This is a genomic window from Rhodoferax sp. GW822-FHT04A08 (assembly GCF_058801025.1).
The window spans coordinates 1-16533 of the sequence record NZ_JBXAMW010000028.1 but is presented as its reverse complement, the minus strand read 5'-3'; the positions used below and the strand labels follow the sequence as shown (position 1 = coordinate 16533).

General features: G+C 55.8%; 13 protein-coding genes. 11 read left to right on the top strand and 2 right to left on the bottom strand.

Going from position 1 to position 16533, the window contains the following annotated elements; translation table 11 throughout:
- Positions 1-29: 29 nt before the first annotated feature.
- The 11 genes from AC1RMF_RS25490 to AC1RMF_RS25440 all read left to right on the top strand — a co-directional run bounded on the left by AC1RMF_RS25490 (position 30) and on the right by AC1RMF_RS25440 (position 14869).
- Positions 30-1148, top strand: coding sequence for an FAD-dependent oxidoreductase (locus tag AC1RMF_RS25490; protein WP_493145272.1), 1119 nt, complete (start codon positions 30-32; stop codon positions 1146-1148).
- A gap of 1 nt (position 1149) precedes the next feature.
- Complete coding sequence (locus AC1RMF_RS25485; protein ID WP_493145271.1) at positions 1150-2082, top strand: alpha/beta hydrolase; 933 nt, start codon at positions 1150-1152, stop codon at positions 2080-2082.
- Between the two features lie 2 nt (positions 2083-2084).
- On the top strand, positions 2085-3020 hold the full coding sequence (locus AC1RMF_RS25480) for an MBL fold metallo-hydrolase (RefSeq protein WP_493145270.1): 936 nt from the start codon (positions 2085-2087) through the stop codon (positions 3018-3020).
- Complete coding sequence (locus AC1RMF_RS25475; protein ID WP_493145268.1) at positions 3017-4747, top strand: CocE/NonD family hydrolase; 1731 nt, start codon at positions 3017-3019, stop codon at positions 4745-4747. The genes AC1RMF_RS25480 and AC1RMF_RS25475 overlap by 4 nt, the downstream gene beginning before the upstream one ends.
- A gap of 208 nt (positions 4748-4955) precedes the next feature.
- Positions 4956-6626 carry a DUF1302 domain-containing protein gene (locus AC1RMF_RS25470; protein WP_493145266.1) on the top strand — a complete coding sequence of 557 codons (1671 nt, stop codon included), beginning with the start codon at positions 4956-4958 and terminating at the stop codon, positions 6624-6626.
- 23 nt (positions 6627-6649) lie between these two features.
- Positions 6650-8014, top strand: a complete 1365-nt coding sequence (locus AC1RMF_RS25465; RefSeq protein ID WP_493145264.1) for a DUF1329 domain-containing protein — start codon at positions 6650-6652, stop codon at positions 8012-8014.
- 41 nt (positions 8015-8055) lie between these two features.
- Positions 8056-9171, top strand: a complete 1116-nt coding sequence (locus tag AC1RMF_RS25460) for a WD40/YVTN/BNR-like repeat-containing protein (RefSeq protein WP_493145262.1) — start codon at positions 8056-8058, stop codon at positions 9169-9171.
- Complete coding sequence (locus AC1RMF_RS25455) at positions 9168-11603, top strand: efflux RND transporter permease subunit (RefSeq protein WP_493145260.1); 2436 nt, start codon at positions 9168-9170, stop codon at positions 11601-11603. Before AC1RMF_RS25460 ends, AC1RMF_RS25455 begins: the two co-directional genes overlap by 4 nt.
- Entirely contained in the window at positions 11596-12603 is a 1008-nt protein-coding gene (locus AC1RMF_RS25450; RefSeq protein WP_493145258.1) for a universal stress protein, read from the top strand. The genes AC1RMF_RS25455 and AC1RMF_RS25450 overlap by 8 nt, the downstream gene beginning before the upstream one ends.
- 63 nt (positions 12604-12666) lie before the next feature.
- A complete protein-coding gene (locus tag AC1RMF_RS25445) occupies positions 12667-13851 on the top strand; it encodes an MFS transporter (RefSeq protein WP_493145256.1) in 1185 nt (394 codons plus the stop codon).
- 79 nt (positions 13852-13930) lie between these two features.
- Positions 13931-14869, top strand: coding sequence for a LysR substrate-binding domain-containing protein (locus tag AC1RMF_RS25440; protein ID WP_493145254.1), 939 nt, complete (start codon positions 13931-13933; stop codon positions 14867-14869).
- Here AC1RMF_RS25440 and AC1RMF_RS25435 read toward each other — a convergent pair.
- Positions 14832-15275, bottom strand: coding sequence for a universal stress protein (locus AC1RMF_RS25435; protein WP_493145252.1), 444 nt, complete (start codon positions 15273-15275; stop codon positions 14832-14834). The genes AC1RMF_RS25440 and AC1RMF_RS25435 overlap by 38 nt on opposite strands.
- A gap of 26 nt (positions 15276-15301) precedes the next feature.
- Positions 15302-16447 (bottom strand): DHA2 family efflux MFS transporter permease subunit, encoded by a 1146-nt coding sequence (locus tag AC1RMF_RS25430; protein ID WP_493145250.1) that lies wholly within the window; start codon positions 16445-16447, stop codon positions 15302-15304.
- Positions 16448-16533 lie beyond the last annotated feature (86 nt).

Genomic DNA, 16533 nt, shown 5'->3' with positions numbered 1-16533 from the left:
ACAAACAAAGTAACAAGTAAGGAGCAAATATGAAACCAGAACAATTGAAACAGTTAAACATTGCCGTCATTGGTGCCGGCTATGCAGGTGCAACAGCAGCCTTGGCACTTAGCAAGTTGGGGGCGAAAGTAACTGTCTACGAGCAAGCACAACAGGTAAAGGAAGTAGGCGCCGGCATCGGACTTCGACCCTCAACGATGGATCAATTCAGAAAGCTGGGCGTTTTCGACAATATTGCTGCGGTAACGACCTCCAGTGACTACTTTGAAATTCTTACAGCGCAAGGGAAAAGACTTGCCATGGAAGAGTGGCCTGAAAAGGAGGCATTTGGCGCCAGCACACATTTTGTGCATCGTGGCGACTTCATTGATGCACTCTTGAGCGTCCTTCCCGAAGGAATGGTGAAATTGAATCACCGCCTAAGCAAGATCGTAGACAACGGTGACAGCGCAACTGCAACATTCGATAACGGAGTGACTGTAAAAGCAGACTTGATCGTTGGAGCTGATGGCATACGCTCACAAGTACGCAATCAACTTTTCAGTGATAAGCAGCCGGTATTCGCCGGTGAGCATGCGTATCGGGCGGTGATTCCCGCAGCAGATACCTTTGGAATGGTTGACGACGGCAACCTCCGCATGTACATGGGACATGGAACAAAAATCTATTTGCTGCCGCTGAAACATCGAAAGGAGGTGTCTTACGACGTGACTTGCCTTGCCACTGACTCGACGCCGGCTCCAGCGTCGAGCAAAGAACAACTACTGAAGGTAGTGGGTGGATTCGATCAGCGGCTGATTGCTATCACCGAAGGGCTCGACATGAGTCAGGTCAACGTGCGCGCGGTATACGACATTGACCCCGTGGAAAATTGGCACTCGAAATCAGTCGTTCTAGTTGGGGACGCGGCCCACGCAATGTGCCACCATCAGGGGCAGGGGGCTAACTCTGCCGTCCTGGACGCCGGTGCGCTGGCAGATTCTCTGAGTGAGTCCAACTCGATTCCGGAAGCACTAGCCCACTACAAAGAAAACCGGAAGCCAATTACCGATGAGTTGCAGCGTTTGTCGCGACAAGGCTGGAGTGAAGACGAAGTAAAGACCGTATTCCCAAATCAGCATCAGGGCGAAATCGCCGCTCGGAGCTAATATGGCCCTGCACCCTACTATCGCGAATTTCATCGCTTCTTTGCCTCCCCCGCCACCTGGACCTCTTAACCCAGAGGCAATGCGAGCGGCAGATGAAGAGCATGTAGCACCTATGGAAAAACGATTGCCGCTGGCATCGGTAACTGACAGTGTGCTATCTACTCCAGTTGGAAATGTTGCTGTTCGCATATACAAACCGAGCATGACTGGAACCCATCCAGTTCTGGTGTATTTCCATGGAGGAGCATTTTTTCTGGGAAGCCTCAATACACACGACCACATAGCACGATCACTAGCTAACGCAGCACAGTGTGTCGTGGTTTCTGTGGGTTATCGACTAGCACCAGAATATGCCTTTCCATCAGGTCTAAGCGACTGTTACGGTGTCGTGCAATGGATTGCAAAGAATGGCAAAGGCGACACCAACGAGCTTGGATGGGATGGGAAGACTCTTGCCGTAGCAGGTGACAGCTCAGGGGCGAATTTCGTAGCTGCGGTGGTTGCTATGGCCCATGACGACGGGGTGAAGTGCATCACTCACCAAGTGCTGTATTACCCGTCACTAGATCTCGACTTTGACACAGAACGTTACGAATCGCTCAAGTCCAATGCGGTTGGGTACGGACTCGAAACGGCGATGTTGAAACCATTCAATATGCTTTACGTCAACAGTGGAGCCAATCCCGAGGATCCACTTGTATCCCCGCTTAAGCGAAAAGACTATTCAGGGCTGCCGCGGGCACTCATCCTGACGGCCGAACACGACCCACTTCGCGACGAGGGCGAGCTGTACGGACGGAGATTGATTGAGGCGGGTACACCAGCAACGATTCATCGCTACGAATCAGCGGGCCATGGTTTCATTCAGCATTTCTCCTGGTTGCCCGAGTTCCAAGGAGTGTTCGCTGAGACAGCTGAGTTCCTCAAGAGTTAACAATGAGTACCGTAGATATTCACCCTCTGTTTTCACAGTGGGGAAGATTTGGTCTCTACAGCTTCTTCATTGATGGTGATGAACCGGCGATAGTTGATACAGGGATTGCCTCTTCACCCTCGGTAGGTATTTCACCCGGATTGATGAAGTTAGGCAGGCGTATTGAGGACGTGCGGTGGATCTTTCTCACGCATGGACACATTGACCATATTGGCGGAGCGTATGCATTATGGGAAATGACGGGGAAAAGGGCCAAGGTCGTCATCCATGAGGCAGATGCTCCTTTTCTTCGCTCTCGCCGAGTCCACGTTGAAGAATACCTGGCTGCGCGAGGCCGCTACATCAACGATGACGAGGGTGAATCCAAGCTAACGGCTGCCTGCCTTGCAGCCATTTCTGGCGAAATGGAGCCCCATCTTTTGGTGCGACATGGCGACGAAATCAAGCTCGGTTCAAATGTGACTCTTACGGTCCATTCCTTGCCAGGACATTCTGCGGGGTCCGTTGGCTATGTCGTTGAAGGACAACGCGATGTTTTTGTGGGCGACGCTGTGCAGATTCATGGTGCGGCAAATGGATTTCCTAGCTACGTCGACCCGGATGCATACCGTGCCAGCCTGGTACACCTACGCGATCACGTCAGACCCAATCGCCTGTTTCTTGGCCATCCGTATAGAAGCCAAGGAGCCGAGTCACTAGGGGTCGAACTAAATCGAGAACAAGCGGCTGAAAAAATCCAGGAAAGTCTCGACATAGAGAACCGCGTACGCAAGGCTACCAGCGAAGTTGGCATGGACGGGCCAACTGTTGCCAAAGCCATTTGCTCTCCCTTCTGTTGCATCGCCCAGCATCTTCGTTATGACGGCGATCCAACGCTTGAACCATCACCATTCTTTACCACTATGAATGGCTATTTTCACAAAGGTTACCGTACATGATAGTTGTACACAAAGATCTACGCGTGCCGATGCGCGATGGTATTCACTTAGCCGCAGATGCCTACCATGGTGAAGGAGCTATCCCGAGGCCTGCGCTGGTTGCACTTAGCCCGTATGGCAAGGAATTGCAGGCTTTGGCGCTCACGATGCCACCACAAAAGCGTCCCTCGCCAATGTGGGACGGATGCATCGAAGCGGGTGATATTGCCCGCGTAGTCAAGGAAGGCTATGTGCACGTTATTGGCGATTTGCGCGGCTCGGGAGCTTCCGAGGGCGAGCATATTGGCAATTACAACGCAGGTGGAGTTCCCCTTGGGAAAGATGCCTACGACTTCATCGAGTGGGTTGCAGTGCAACCTTGGTGCAATGGAGTTGTTGGGATGATTGGCATCTCCTACTTTGGGTCAATGCAAATATTTGCTGCAGCGGAACGCCCTCCTCATCTCAAGGCAATATTCGTTAGTGGCGGGCATTTTGACTTCTATGAAACCACATACCACGGTGGCGTCATGTGGTTTATGCCGCGCGCCGCACGGGAGGGGCGTGGGGGTGATTCGGGTTGGGCCTTTACGCACCGTCACAAGTCTCGTATGTTGGAAAAGTATTCAGAAGATGAGATTCGGAAGCGTGTAAAGGAGCGGCTTGCCGATCCTGATGTGGCTGCTTGGCCCAATCTGGTGCACGTACTAAATTATCCGGTTCACCATGAATCATGGTTTGACATCATTACCAACAACCTGGATAGTGAATGGTACGAAGAACAGAATCCAATTAATCTAGCTAAGAACGTTGACATACCAGTTTATCTACAAATTAACCAGGGAAGAGGTTGGACTGTAGACGGAACAATTGAGCTCTTCGATGTGCTCAAAGGACCAAAAAAGCTGGAAGTCGGTCCCTATCCGCCAATGCAAACTCGACCCTGGGTCGATGACCACGACACGATGTTTCGCTGGTATGACTACTGGCTCAAAGGCATCGATAACGGAATCATGGATGAGCCAGCAGTGAAAGTACACGTGGAAGGTTGCCGGCAATGGCTTACTGGCGACCATTGGCCTGTACGACCCGTTCAGTATCGTTCGCTGTATTTGCGACCCCGCGGAAAGCTCGCGTTTGAACCAGAGCCAATGACTTTAGAGGGCGCCGCTCCGGAGGGTTTCTATCAAGCACCCTTGACCGTTACGGAAACGGTCGAAAAGTTAACGTGGTCTACAGAACCTTTCAAGACTGCTGAATCAATTCATGGTGTGGGCGCTGCTCATCTACATGTGTCAATTGATCAGGACGATACCAATTTCATCCTTCGACTTTGGGATGAGGCTCCCTCGGGTAAACGCCAACTTGTCACTACTGGTTTTCTCAAGGCATCACATCGCGAGTTGGACGATCGATCTAGTGATGGAAATCCATACCACCCGCATACCCGAAGCATACCTGTCGAGCCCGGATCGATAAACGAGTACGTTATTCGTCTCTATCCGTTTGCCAATGAATTCAAGATCGGGCACAAATTGGTGCTCGAGCTTATGTGCAACGAGCCTTTGATAGATGAGCACAACTCACTACTACCACCCGATGCATTCCATCTACCAGTCGGCAGACCTGTAACTCACACCATATACAGGGATGCCATGCATTTGTCACGCCTAGTTCTGCCGTTTGCGGTTCAGACAAACCGTGCGAATTGTTTGACCGCTGAACTGGAATCAATGACTGGTCGCTAACGGAGAGTCCACATCGAGCGTCGTTTATGCAATAAATGACGCGTATGCATGCACTTGATGTAAGACCTCAGACGCGCTGACGCAAAAAGTCAGCCAATCTATTTGCAGTGGCATTCGTTTTCGGGGCTGTCACTGCTTGTAGTGGAGCGGGCTATGCCTGTTCTTTAAATAAGTACCTGAAATTCAGAGTACATAAAAGGAGACAAAGATGAAATTGAAACGCTTACGCCAGCGCGGGTGGCATATTACCTTTGCGCTTTCTGCAGCACTCGCAGCCTTTGGTGCACCTGTTTGGGCATCAGAAGATGCCGAGCCGATCATCCGCGATTGGAAGGTCAACTGGACTAACACGGTTAAGTATAGCGCAGGCTATCGTCTTCAAGATGCTAGCCCTACGCTGCTGGCAAATCCAAACGGTGACGATGGTGACCGCAATTTCAGCAAGGGACTGATGTCCAGTCGCATCGACTTGCTGAGCGAACTTGATTTGGTGTCGCGAGAAGGTTTTGGCGTGCGCCTTAGCGCCGCGGGCTGGTACGACAGCCTATACAACAGCGGCAATAGCAATTCCGGCACTACTGCCAACCAAAGTTCGGTAGCTTCCAATCAATTCACCAGCAAGACGCGCGACGTTTCAGGTGGTCAGGTGGAAATACGCGACGCCTTTATTTTTGGAAAGACGGAAGTGGGCGGCATGCCTCTTACAGCCCGCTTGGGCCAACATGCCTTGGTCTGGGGTGAAAGTCTGTTCTTTGCCGGCAATGCAATCGCTGGTGGTCAAAATGCCTTCGATGTCAGTCGACTTTTGGCTGATACAACAGCTCAGGCAAAGGAATTCGTACTCCCTGTGCCTCAGGTTTCCGCACAGATGCAGGTCAACTCGAATCTGACGTTGGGCGCCTATTACCAGTTTGCCTATAAGGCCAATCGCATGCCCGCTGTAGGAAGCTACTACTCCACCACCGACACGGCGGTGGATGGAGCGGAGAACTTGCTAGTGACTGGTCTTCCAGCTGCCAGGCGTGATGCAGATGTAATGCCAAGTGACAATGGCCAATATGGTGTGCAAGCCAAGTTGCGTTTGGATGAAACCGATTTGGGCTTTTATGCGATTCGTTTTCATGACAAGGATTTTCAACAGGTTGTGCGTTTGGGAACCTACCCGTTTCTGCCTCCTGGTGTAGCCGTACCAACCAGTTACTACCTTACATACAACGAAGCGACTACTGCCGTCGGAGCGAGTGCCAGTCACAGTTTTGGGGACATGAATGTTTCCATCGAGGCGTCAGTGCGCGATAACCAAGCCCTGGCTTCTTCCGGACATGCTGCTGACGCCTCCGGTTTGGCTCCGGCTGGCGTTATTGCGACATCGAACAACACCAGCAATCCGGCCTATGCCGTAGGCAGCACTGGACACATCAACGTCAACACAATCTGGTCATTGCAACCGTCGGCTCTGTGGCGTGAAGCTACCTTCGTCGGTGAAGTGGCATGGAACCGCTTGCTAAGCTGCAGCAAGAGCTGCTCTGCACTGGATCCAAACTCCACAGTGGATGCCTTTGCCTTGCGCGCGGTGTTCGAGCCGGCATATCGTCAAGTAATTCCTGGATTGGATTTGAGTGTGCCGATTGGTGTGGGTTACACACCCATTGGTTCGCGCTCGGTGATGGGACCCGCATTCCCTCCGGAAAACGGGGGCGATGTCACCGTGGGTCTCAGCGGGGTTTATGAGCAGACCTGGCGTTTCAGTCTTGCCTACACCCACTTCTTTGGGTCAGCTGGCACTCTGCTTGATACGGCGCAAAGCCCTTCCTTTACCTATCTGCAATCTCGTGCCGACCGCGACTTCTTGAGCTTCAGCATTCGCCGTAGCTTCTGAAATTCATAAGAGGAGAACATTCCATGAAGAACACAAAATATCTAATGCTCGCATTTGGCATGGCCGCAGCACTGTCTGCCATGTCTGCTAGTGCCGCCGTGTCCGCTGATGAGGCCGCCAAACTCAAGACGGAACTCACACCATTGGGCGCAGAAAAGGCTGGAAGCAAAGATGGCGGCATTCCTGCCTGGACTGGTGGATACACAACGCCCATTCCGGGCGACAAAGCGGGCGGGCGACGTGGTGATCCGTTTAAAGACGAGAAACCCCTTTACACCATTACTGCGAAGAACGTGGATCAGTACGCTGACAAGTTGACTGACGGTACAAAGGCAATGCTGAAAAAGTACCCTGACAGCTTTCGGGTGGACATCTACAAGACGCATCGTACGGCCTCCGCACCCCAATGGATCTACGATAACACTGCAAAGAATGCTGTAAACGGAAAATTGGTCAACGGTATTCCCAAGGGCGTCTACGGAGGCATTCCGTTTCCCATTCCAAAGACCGGTGAAGAAGTGATGTGGAACCACATCCTGCGTTGGAGTGGCGAGTCATGGAGTTTTTCCAATACTTGGTACCAACTAACTTCTGATGGGCGGTCAGTACTCGTATCTGACAACGACGGCGATCAACAATTTCCTTACTACTATCCCGACGGCTCAGCTGAAGCATTTGAAAAAGGTTCCGGAGACTTCTGGTTCGTACGCATCCGCAGCGCTGCTCCAGCGCTTCGCGCAGGAGAAGCCCTTCTGGCTCACGAAAATGTTGATGCCAACAAGTTGTCCACTTGGGTCTATTTGACCGGTCAGCGCCGTGTTCGTAAGCTACCCAATGCGTGCTGCGACGCTCCTACACCCGCTGCGGCGGGAGTCATGAGTTTTGACGAAATCTATACCTGGACTGGCCGCTTGGACCGGTTTGACTGGAAGATTCTTGGCAAGAAGGAAATGTACATCCCTTACAACGGCAACAAATTCATGCAGCCTAAGACGGATGCGGAGGTACTGAGCAAGAACCACTACAACCCCGACTTCATGCGCTGGGAGCAGCATCGGGTTTGGGTGGTTGAGGCTAATCTCAAAGCTGGTCAGCGCCACCAAGCTACAAAGAGTAAGTACTACTGCGACGAAGACACCTGGATTTGTGTGTTGGGAGATCGTTGGGATGCCAGCGGGCAACTCTGGAAGACGCTCTGGACTCAGGTCTTCGTCGCACCGGACTTTCCTGGAGTAATAGTTGGCTCTAACGGATTCAACGACCTGCTTTCCGGAACAGCCTTCGTGGGGCAGTTGTACAGCGCCAAGGCAAGTCAGATCGCCGTACAAAAACGTCGCAGTGAAAGCTTCTTCTCGCCCGATGCTCTGGCAGGCGAAAGCGTTCGCTGATGATTGCAGAGTCAAAGTGCCGCAATTGGAGCCAGCGCGGTATGCATGAATTCCGGTTTGAATCGCCCATCGCACTGCGCTGCACTGCTGCGCTGGCAGTGGCAACTGCCGGGTTCCTGTGCCAGGCGCATGCCGCGAGTGTGTTCCCTGCACTGGATCGGCCTGCATTGCAAGTGAAGATGCCTGAACGCCAGGTATTGCAGGCCGCAGCCAATGCTGGCGAACGCATTGTGGCGATTGGGGAAAGGGGCCTGGTCGTGCTTTCGGACGACCAGGGGCAGCACTGGCGACAGGCACATCGCGTGCCGGTGAGTGTCACGCTTACGGCCCTTTCCTTCATCGGCGACAAGTTGGGTTGGGCAGTGGGTCACGGTGGTGTGATCCTGCACACCACGGATGGTGGAGACACCTGGGTCAAGCAGGTCGACGGTGCATCCCTGGCCAAGGCGGCATTGCAGGAAGCCGAGCAGGCAGTGGCGCTTCAGCCCGACAGCGCCGCCGCGCAGCGTGCGTTGGCTGAAGCCAATGCAATGGTTGCTGATGGTCCAGACAAGCCCCTGCTGGATGTCCATTTTCAGAGCGAACTGCGTGGATGGGCGGTTGGTGCCTACAACCTGTTCTTCGAGACCGATGATGGTGGCCGGAGCTGGAGGAGTGTGAGTTCACGGCTGAGCAATCCGAAGGGGCTGCACCTGAACGCGATTCGCGCTAACAAGCAGTTGGTCTTCGTTGTTTGCGAGCAGGGTCAGATGCACCGCTCGCTCGATGGCGGCCAGACCTTCGAGGCGGTGCCCAGTCCTTACAAGGGAAGCTGGTTCTCGATCACTTTGGCAGACGATGGCAGTGCGATCGCCGCAGGGCTGCGCGGCAACGCCTTCCGATCGGCAGATCAGGGCAAGAGCTGGCATGCGATTGAAGGGGCTCCTCCCGTATCTTTCTCAAGTTCCGCTGCACTACAGGATGGTGCAGTGCTGCTGGCCAATCAGGCAGGGCAGTTGTTTGTCACCCGTGACGGAATGCCCTTGAGTCAAGTCCCCACGCAACCCCTTGCGCCTTTGACAGGTGTGCTGGTGCGCAAAGACAAAAGTCTTCTCGTATTGACGCTAGGTGGCGTATTTTCGCTGCCAGCGGTCAGCACTATTGAAAAATCCAAATGAACGCCAGCCAATCGCAAAGCGAGTCGGGAATCACCGATCTTGCATCTTTCGACCGCAACTCCGGATCGCGGGTCGAGCGGGTGATCTTCAACCATCGTGGCATCGTCGTGCTGCTTTGTTTGGTGGTTACGCTATTTTTGGGTTGGCAGTCAACACGGTTGCAGTTGTCTGCCAGTTTCGAAAAAACCATTCCCACTTCACATCCTTTCATTGCCAATTACCTCAAGCATCAAAATGAGCTGCAGGGGCTAGGTAATGCCGTGCGCATCGCGGTCGCCAATCCGAAGGGCACTATTTACGATACCCACTACTTGCAGGCTCTGCGGGAGCTCAATGACGAGTTGTTTCTGCTTCCCGGTGTGTCTCGCCAGGGAATGAAGAGCCTTTGGACGCCGAGTACACGCTGGACCGGTGTCACCGAGGATGGACTCGAAGGGGGGCCGGTGATTCCGGATGGCTATGACGGATCACCCGAAAGCCTGCAGAGGCTGGAGGCCAATATCGCGCGTTCGGGTGAGATCGGTCAACTGGTCGCGCTTGATGCCCAATCATCGGTGATCTATGTACCGTTGCTGGCCAAGGACGCCAGCGGAGCACCACTGCAATACGCCAGGTTTGCGCAACAGCTCGAAGAATTGCGCTCCAAGTACGAGGCCCAGGGCCTAAGCATCCACATCACCGGCTTTGCCAAGCTGGTGGGTGACCTGATCGACGGTGTGCGCTATGTGCTGATGTTCTTTGCGCTGGCCGTGGCGATTGCGGCGGCCACTGTGTTCTGGTACACCCGCTGCGTGCGTTCGACCTTGCTGGTGGTGGCCAGTTCACTGGTTGCCGTTGTTTGGCAGCTTGGCTTGCTGCCCACGCTGGGTTACGCGCTCGACCCCTATTCGATGCTGGTGCCGTTCCTTGTATTCGCCATCGGCATGAGTCATGGTGCGCAGAAAATGAACGGCATCATGCAGGATATAGGCCGAGGCGCGCATCGTCTGATTGCGGCACGGTATACCTTCCGACGCCTGTTTCTGGCCGGTTTGACTGCGTTGCTGGCCGATGCTGTGGGTTTTGCTGTTCTCTTGGTGATCGACATCCAAGTGATACGGGAGCTGGCGATCGCCGCTTCACTGGGCGTTGGGGGCCTGATCTTTACCAACCTGATCATGCTGCCTGTCCTGCTGTCCTACACGGGTGTCAGTGCCAAAGCGGCCGCGCGCAGCCTGAAGGATCAAGAAGCTGGCGCGCATGGCGACTCTAGGCACATGCTGTGGGCCTTGCTCGATCGCTTTACGAAACGCCGCTGGGCCACAGGCGCAGTCATTGCGGGCACGCTGTTGCTTGCAGGGGGCTATGCGATCAGCACAAGGTTGTCCATTGGCGACCTGGATCCAGGGGCGCCGGAGTTGCGGGCAGACAGCCGCTACAACCGCGATGTCGCCTATCTGAACTCTGCCTATGGAGCTTCAAGCGATGTGCTGGCAGTGATGGTCCGCACACCCGATGGCGCCTGCTCCCGTGTTGAGACCGTACTCAAGATCGACGAACTTGAATGGCAACTGCGCCAGCTTGAAGGTGTCGAGTCCACCAATTCGCTCGCGCTGCTGAACCGTCGCGTGCTGACTGGCCTGAACGAAGGTAGTCCCAAATGGTATGAGATGCTGCCTAGCCAGGACATGATCAACACGATCACAGCGGGGGCGCCGCGAGGTCTCTACAACGATGCGTGCAACCTGTTGACACTCTACGTATATCTGCATGACCACAAGGCTGCGACACTGAACCGCGTTATCCAGCACGTGCAGGAGTTCTCGGCCCAAAACGATACCGACGATGTCAAATTCATGCTGGCAGCCGGTTCGGCAGGCATCGAAGCGGCAACCAACATTGTCGTCAAGCAGTCATGGAGCCGGATGCTGTGGATGGTCTATGGCGCGGTTGTGGTGCTCGCATTCATCACCTTTCGATCCTGGCGTGCGGTCGTGGTCGCGGTGGTCCCGCTGGCAGTGACTTCCGTCCTGGCCGAGGCACTGATGGTTGGCCTGGGCATGGGCGTGAAGGTCGCGACGCTGCCGGTCATCGCGCTGGGCGTGGGCATCGGCGTCGACTATGCGCTCTACATTCTGTCGGTCACCCTGGGCTGCCTTCGCCAGGGCATGAGCCTGTCAGAAGCGTACTTCCGATCGCTGGTGTTCACCGGAAAGGTGGTCATGCTCACAGGTATCACGTTAGCCATCGGCGTCATCACCTGGGTCTTTAGCCCGATCAAGTTTCAGGCCGACATGGGTTTGCTGTTGGCCTTCATGTTCCTGTGGAACATGCTGGGTGCTCTGGTGCTGCTGCCGGCACTCGCGCACTTTCTTTTAAAGCCGATACAACGTTCCGCCATCGAAGCCGAAGCCTTCGGTGATTCATTACCCAATCCTGACCGCCATGCATAAGCACTTGCTCGTTCCAATCGATGGCAGCCCGTTGGCCTCCCTGAATGTTGACCAAGCCGTGGCACTGGCACGCAACAACAACGCACGCATCACCTTCCTGCATGTGCGTGCTGACTTTGGGCGTACTGGCGAGGGCGCGCTGCTGGCGACGCTGGATCCCGCAAGCTACGCTCGGGCCACGACAGGTTCATCCAATGCTTGGCTCGCACGCGCTGCCGCAGCGGCACAGGCCGCCCGGGTGCCTTGCGATGTCGAAAGCCGTGTGGCCGACCATCCGCACGAAGCCATCCATGCTGTCGCCATCGATCGGGGCTGCGATCTGATCGTAATCGCCAGCCATGGTCGTGCGGGGCTGCGCGGGCGCTTCGCACAATCTGTAACGGTCAAGCTGCTAGAGGTGACGACGTTGCCCGTGATGGTCACGCGTGTGGAGACCAACGTGCCTCTGACGTCCGAACAACGGGCCGTGTCAGCAATCCGTGACGAGCACCGGTCCCTCGCTGCCGTGATTTATGCAATGCAGGATGCAGTGGCTGAAGCGGCGTATGCAGTGGACTTCAGTATGCTGCACGCTGCGATGTACTACCTTCGCGAGTTTCCGGAACGACTGCACCATCGACGCGAAGAGGAAACGCTGTTTCGGCTTCTGCGTCAACGTGCGCCGCAGATTGAAGCATCGATCGCACTCTTGGAGTTTCAGCATCGCGAAGGCAGTGCCGCGTTTGCCCGGCTCGAAAAGGCACTGGACGCCTTTGAAAAGGATGGGATGACAGATCGCTCCACGTTCGCGGTGGAGCTGCAGCGCTACGCGCAGCAGCAGTGGACCCACATGGGGCAGGAAGAAACCGAAATACTGCCTATGGCCAGTGAGTACTTGAGCGAGGCTGATTGGCAGGCCATTGCCCGCACCTTTGAGGCACACAACGATCCTCGCTTTGACTTGCAAACAGAGTCCGGCTTTGCCGGAGTCTTCAGGCGGTTGATGGACCTGGCCCATTGACACCGGCAAACACGCTGAGCGTCCACAAAAGAGCGACAAAAACCCCCCCATGAGGAGACCGCAATGCATTCGAATACAACGCCTGCCAACGTAGCGCCAGACCGGGTCGACGCCCGTGCCGACGGCTTTAACGTCACCAACATCGGCGCCCTTCTACTGGGGCACTGCGCTGGCATGCTGGATCTTGTGGGCTTGCCTGTGTGGGTTGGCGCCAACCTGATCGGCTTCTACAAGTTCGACCCGCAGAAGGCGGGACTTCTGGCCACCGTGTTCCTTCTGGGCGCCGTGATCGCAAGCTTGTTGCTCGCGCCCCGTTTTGGCCGCTCTTCGGCCAAGGCGGTGACGGTAGTGGGCTACGCGGTTGCCGCGTTGTCCTTTGTAGCACTGGGCACATTTGCCGAGAACCACTACCCAATCATGCTGGTGTTGCACGCGATAGGCGGTCTTGGGGCGGGCAGCGCATTGACCATGGTCGATGGCACGATTGGTCGCAGCGACAACCCCCACCGCATGTTCGCCTATGCGGGTGTAGCCGTGGCTGTTTTCGGGATCCTGGTACTTGGCAGTGGGCCGGTCATCATCGGCAAGCTGGGTGGTACGGCACTGTGGCTCGTGTTTGCTGCTGTCATGGGGATAGCGGCCATATTGGCACTGCTGGCGTTTCCGAAGGTTCCTCCAGCGCAGCCGCATCCGGACGGGAGCACGGGGCGGATTTCTCGCCACGTGTGGTTCGGCATATTGGGCATGAGCACTCTGTGCATGGCCCACTCGATGATTTTTCCCTTCGTGGAGCGCTTGGGCATAGAGCGCGGCTATGCGGGCAGCCTAGTGGCCGGTGTGCTGGCATCCATTGGCTTTGCCAACTTGGTGCCGTCACCTTTGGCGGCCGTGCTCGAGAAACGCCTGCAGCCGGAGCGCGCGATTTTTTGGGGCACACTGTTCCACATGGTGCTGGTGCTGCTGGTGACGCAGGTGCCGCTTCTCGAGGTCTACGTTCCGGTGGTGGCGATACTAACCACACCTCTGTTGTTCATGCACGCCTTCCTGTTTGGCCTGTTGGCCCGTTTGGATCCCAGTGGGCGCGCAGTTGCGGCAACGCCGGCGATTCTGATGATCGGATCGGCTGTTGGCCCGGCGCTGGGTGGCACGATGCTTGTAGCGTTCGGCTACTCGGGGCTTGGCGTGGGCGTGGCGGCATTTGGCTTGCTGGCGGCAATCTTCTTTTTCCAAGTGCGCAGGAAACACTAGAGGCGGCGGACCTGTTCCTTGTCGGCGTTGATCCGCCCATTTAAATTTACCAGTAGACGCGGAATTCCGAGCCCAAGCTATGGACCTCAAGCAACTGGAATACTTTGTGCGTGTTGCCGAGTTGGGAAGTTTTACGCGTGCTGCCATTGCACTGGACATCGTGCAGCCTGCGTTGAGCCGACAGGTACGGTTGCTGGAGGTTGAGCTCAGGCAATCCCTGTTGACGCGAAATGGACGTGGCGCCACCCCTACCGAGGCCGGCAAGCTGCTACTGGCCCATGGCCGAGGCATACTGCATCAGGTAGAACGCGCATTGGAAGAGCTGGGCCAGGTGCGTGGTTCCCCGGCCGGGCATGTGGCGGTGGGACTGCCCAGCAGCCTGACGCGGATGCTGACGGTGCCCTTGACGAAGGCCTTTCGCCAGCACCTACCGGATGCCACGATCTCCATCGTCGAGGGCTTCACATTGGCCATGCGGGAAAGCCTGATCAATGGTCGTCTGGACATTGCCGTGCTGTACGACCCGCAGCCCTGCAACGAAATTCATACCATTTCCTTGCCCGACGAGGAATATCTGCTGGTGCAAAAAAGGGAAAGCGGAATGCTGCAGGAACCTGGGAGGGTCAGCTTGCAGGAGATTGCGCAATTGCCGCTGGTCATTCCCGGCCGGCCCCATGCCATACGCATGCTGCTGGAGTACGAGATGGCCCGGATCGGATGCTGCCCTCGAATTTCCCTTGAGATCGACGGTGTGTCTGCCATCCTGGACCTTGTTGCCGAGGGTGTGGGCAGCGCAATTCTGTCGCTCAATGCCGTGACCAGTTACGTGCGTCCCGCAGAGCTTTTGGTCCGCCCCATCCACCAGCCCAAGCTGAAGACACGGGTGGCTCTGGCTACCAGCTCCCTGCGGCCCAGTACCCTGACCCAACAAGAAACACTGACCCTGATCCGTCAGATCATGGGAACGGATCTGAAGATCCCTAGCGGTACACCAGGACGGGGATTTTCGAGTGTGTGAGCACTTTGTTGGTCTCGCTGCCGAGCAGCAGTGCACTCATTCCTTTGCGGCCATGGGAGGCCATAAAGATCAGGTCGCAGGAATTTTGCTCTGCCGCCCGGATGATGGCTTCAAATGGCTTATTGGAAACCAGAACGCAGCGCTGGAATTCCACACCTGCATGTCCCGCTACCTGTGCGGCTGAGTCCAGCACTTCCTTGGCGGCGCCATCCAGGCGCTCGTGCAACGCCTGCTCTATGTGCGGGTTGCTGATGGCACCTACGCCGGCGTAGATGGTCGGAGACTCTGGCTCGGCGTAGAAGAAAGTGAGGCGTGCGCCGGCTTCTCTAGCAAATGAAACTGCACGAGCAACTGTATCTTGCGAAAGGGCGGAGCCATCGGTGGGGACCAGAAGATGTTTGAACATAGTGAGACCTTTGCTTTGGAAATATGTCAGTGGCCACCGGAGCCCGGCTCTACCGTGCGGCTGGGCTTGGGGGCTAACCAGATGATGGCTGCGGCGAAGAGGAAGATGATGCCGATGACCGTCATGACCTGGTTGGTGGACAGCATGATGCTTTGCGAAGTGACCAAGTAGTCGATCACCTCGTTGGTGGCGTCAGCTGCCATGCCCCCCTGGCCCAGCAGGGCGCGGACACTGCCATCACTGTCGGTCAGGCCCACCAGTTCGGCATGGTTGCGTGTAGCCTGGCTGCTCCACACCGTGGTGACCACCGAGGTGGCGAAGGCGCCCGAAAGCGTTCGCAGGAAGTTCATCAACCCGGCGGCTGAATCCATTTCGTGCTCTCCCACACTGCCCAGAGCCAGGCCAGTGGTGGGAATGAAGAAAAAAGGCAGGGCAAAGCCCATGACGGCCAATGGTATGGCGACGTTCCAAAAACCCATGTCGGTATTGGCCACGGTGCGCCACAGTGTCACCAGGCCCATCCACATCACGCCCAGGAATACCAACTGGCGTGGGTCGCGTTTACTAGATGCCACCATGGGTGCGACGAACAGGGCGGTGACGCCGGTCCAAGCGGTGGCAAAGCCCGCATCGGTAGCGGTGTACCCCATGAAGCTTTGCAGCCACAGGGGTGTCAGCACGCTCACTCCGAAGAAGGCCGCAAATGCCAGGCTAATGGTCAGCACGCTGACTGAAAAGCCACGGTGGCGGAAGACGCGTAAGTCGACGATTGGGTGCTCTTCATGCAGTTCCCAGATCAGGAAGGCTGCGAACGCCACGACAGCAATCGCAGCCAACGCGGTGATCTGTGTGGAGGCAAACCAGTCCAGATTCTTGCCCTCATCCAGCAGCAATTGCAGCGACGCGACCCACAGCACCAGAAGACCAAGACCCACGCTGTCGATGGGGCTGCGCTGCGAACTTTCGTGGTAACGCTTGAGCAGCTTCCAGGCGTATGTCCCAAAGCCAATGGCAATCGGCGCATTCAACAGAAATACCCATGACCAGCTGTATTCGTCACACAGGTAATATCTACGCCCTCGTTTCACATCGGTACCGCTAGAAAATAGCAACCTGTCTTGATGAAACGTCGTGCGAATTCGATGATTTCTTCCGCACGCAGTGCGGTCCATGCCATCTGGTGACGAGTTTGTCAAAACTGCCACCTTGGCAGCGACCTTGCCGCCATCAAACTCCGGAAGTAATTACGTTGAGAGGA

Excerpts from the sequence above, each read along its gene's own strand:
- AC1RMF_RS25460 (WP_493145262.1), top strand. The coding sequence starts at position 8,056 with ATGCATGAATTCCGGTTTGAATCGCCCATCGCACTGCGCTGCACTGCT.
- AC1RMF_RS25480 (WP_493145270.1), top strand. The coding sequence starts at position 2,085 with ATGAGTACCGTAGATATTCACCCTCTGTTTTCACAGTGGGGAAGATTT.
- AC1RMF_RS25430 (WP_493145250.1), bottom strand. The coding sequence starts at position 16,447 with ATGGACCGCACTGCGTGCGGAAGAAATCATCGAATTCGCACGACGTTT.
- AC1RMF_RS25445 (WP_493145256.1), top strand. The coding sequence starts at position 12,667 with ATGCATTCGAATACAACGCCTGCCAACGTAGCGCCAGACCGGGTCGAC.
- AC1RMF_RS25475 (WP_493145268.1), top strand. The coding sequence starts at position 3,017 with ATGATAGTTGTACACAAAGATCTACGCGTGCCGATGCGCGATGGTATT.
- AC1RMF_RS25465 (WP_493145264.1), top strand. The coding sequence starts at position 6,650 with ATGAAGAACACAAAATATCTAATGCTCGCATTTGGCATGGCCGCAGCA.
- AC1RMF_RS25440 (WP_493145254.1), top strand. The coding sequence starts at position 13,931 with ATGGACCTCAAGCAACTGGAATACTTTGTGCGTGTTGCCGAGTTGGGA.
- AC1RMF_RS25470 (WP_493145266.1), top strand. The coding sequence starts at position 4,956 with ATGAAATTGAAACGCTTACGCCAGCGCGGGTGGCATATTACCTTTGCG.
- AC1RMF_RS25450 (WP_493145258.1), top strand. The coding sequence starts at position 11,596 with ATGCATAAGCACTTGCTCGTTCCAATCGATGGCAGCCCGTTGGCCTCC.
- AC1RMF_RS25490 (WP_493145272.1), top strand. The coding sequence starts at position 30 with ATGAAACCAGAACAATTGAAACAGTTAAACATTGCCGTCATTGGTGCC.
- AC1RMF_RS25435 (WP_493145252.1), bottom strand. The coding sequence starts at position 15,275 with ATGTTCAAACATCTTCTGGTCCCCACCGATGGCTCCGCCCTTTCGCAA.
- AC1RMF_RS25485 (WP_493145271.1), top strand. The coding sequence starts at position 1,150 with ATGGCCCTGCACCCTACTATCGCGAATTTCATCGCTTCTTTGCCTCCC.
- AC1RMF_RS25455 (WP_493145260.1), top strand. The coding sequence starts at position 9,168 with ATGAACGCCAGCCAATCGCAAAGCGAGTCGGGAATCACCGATCTTGCA.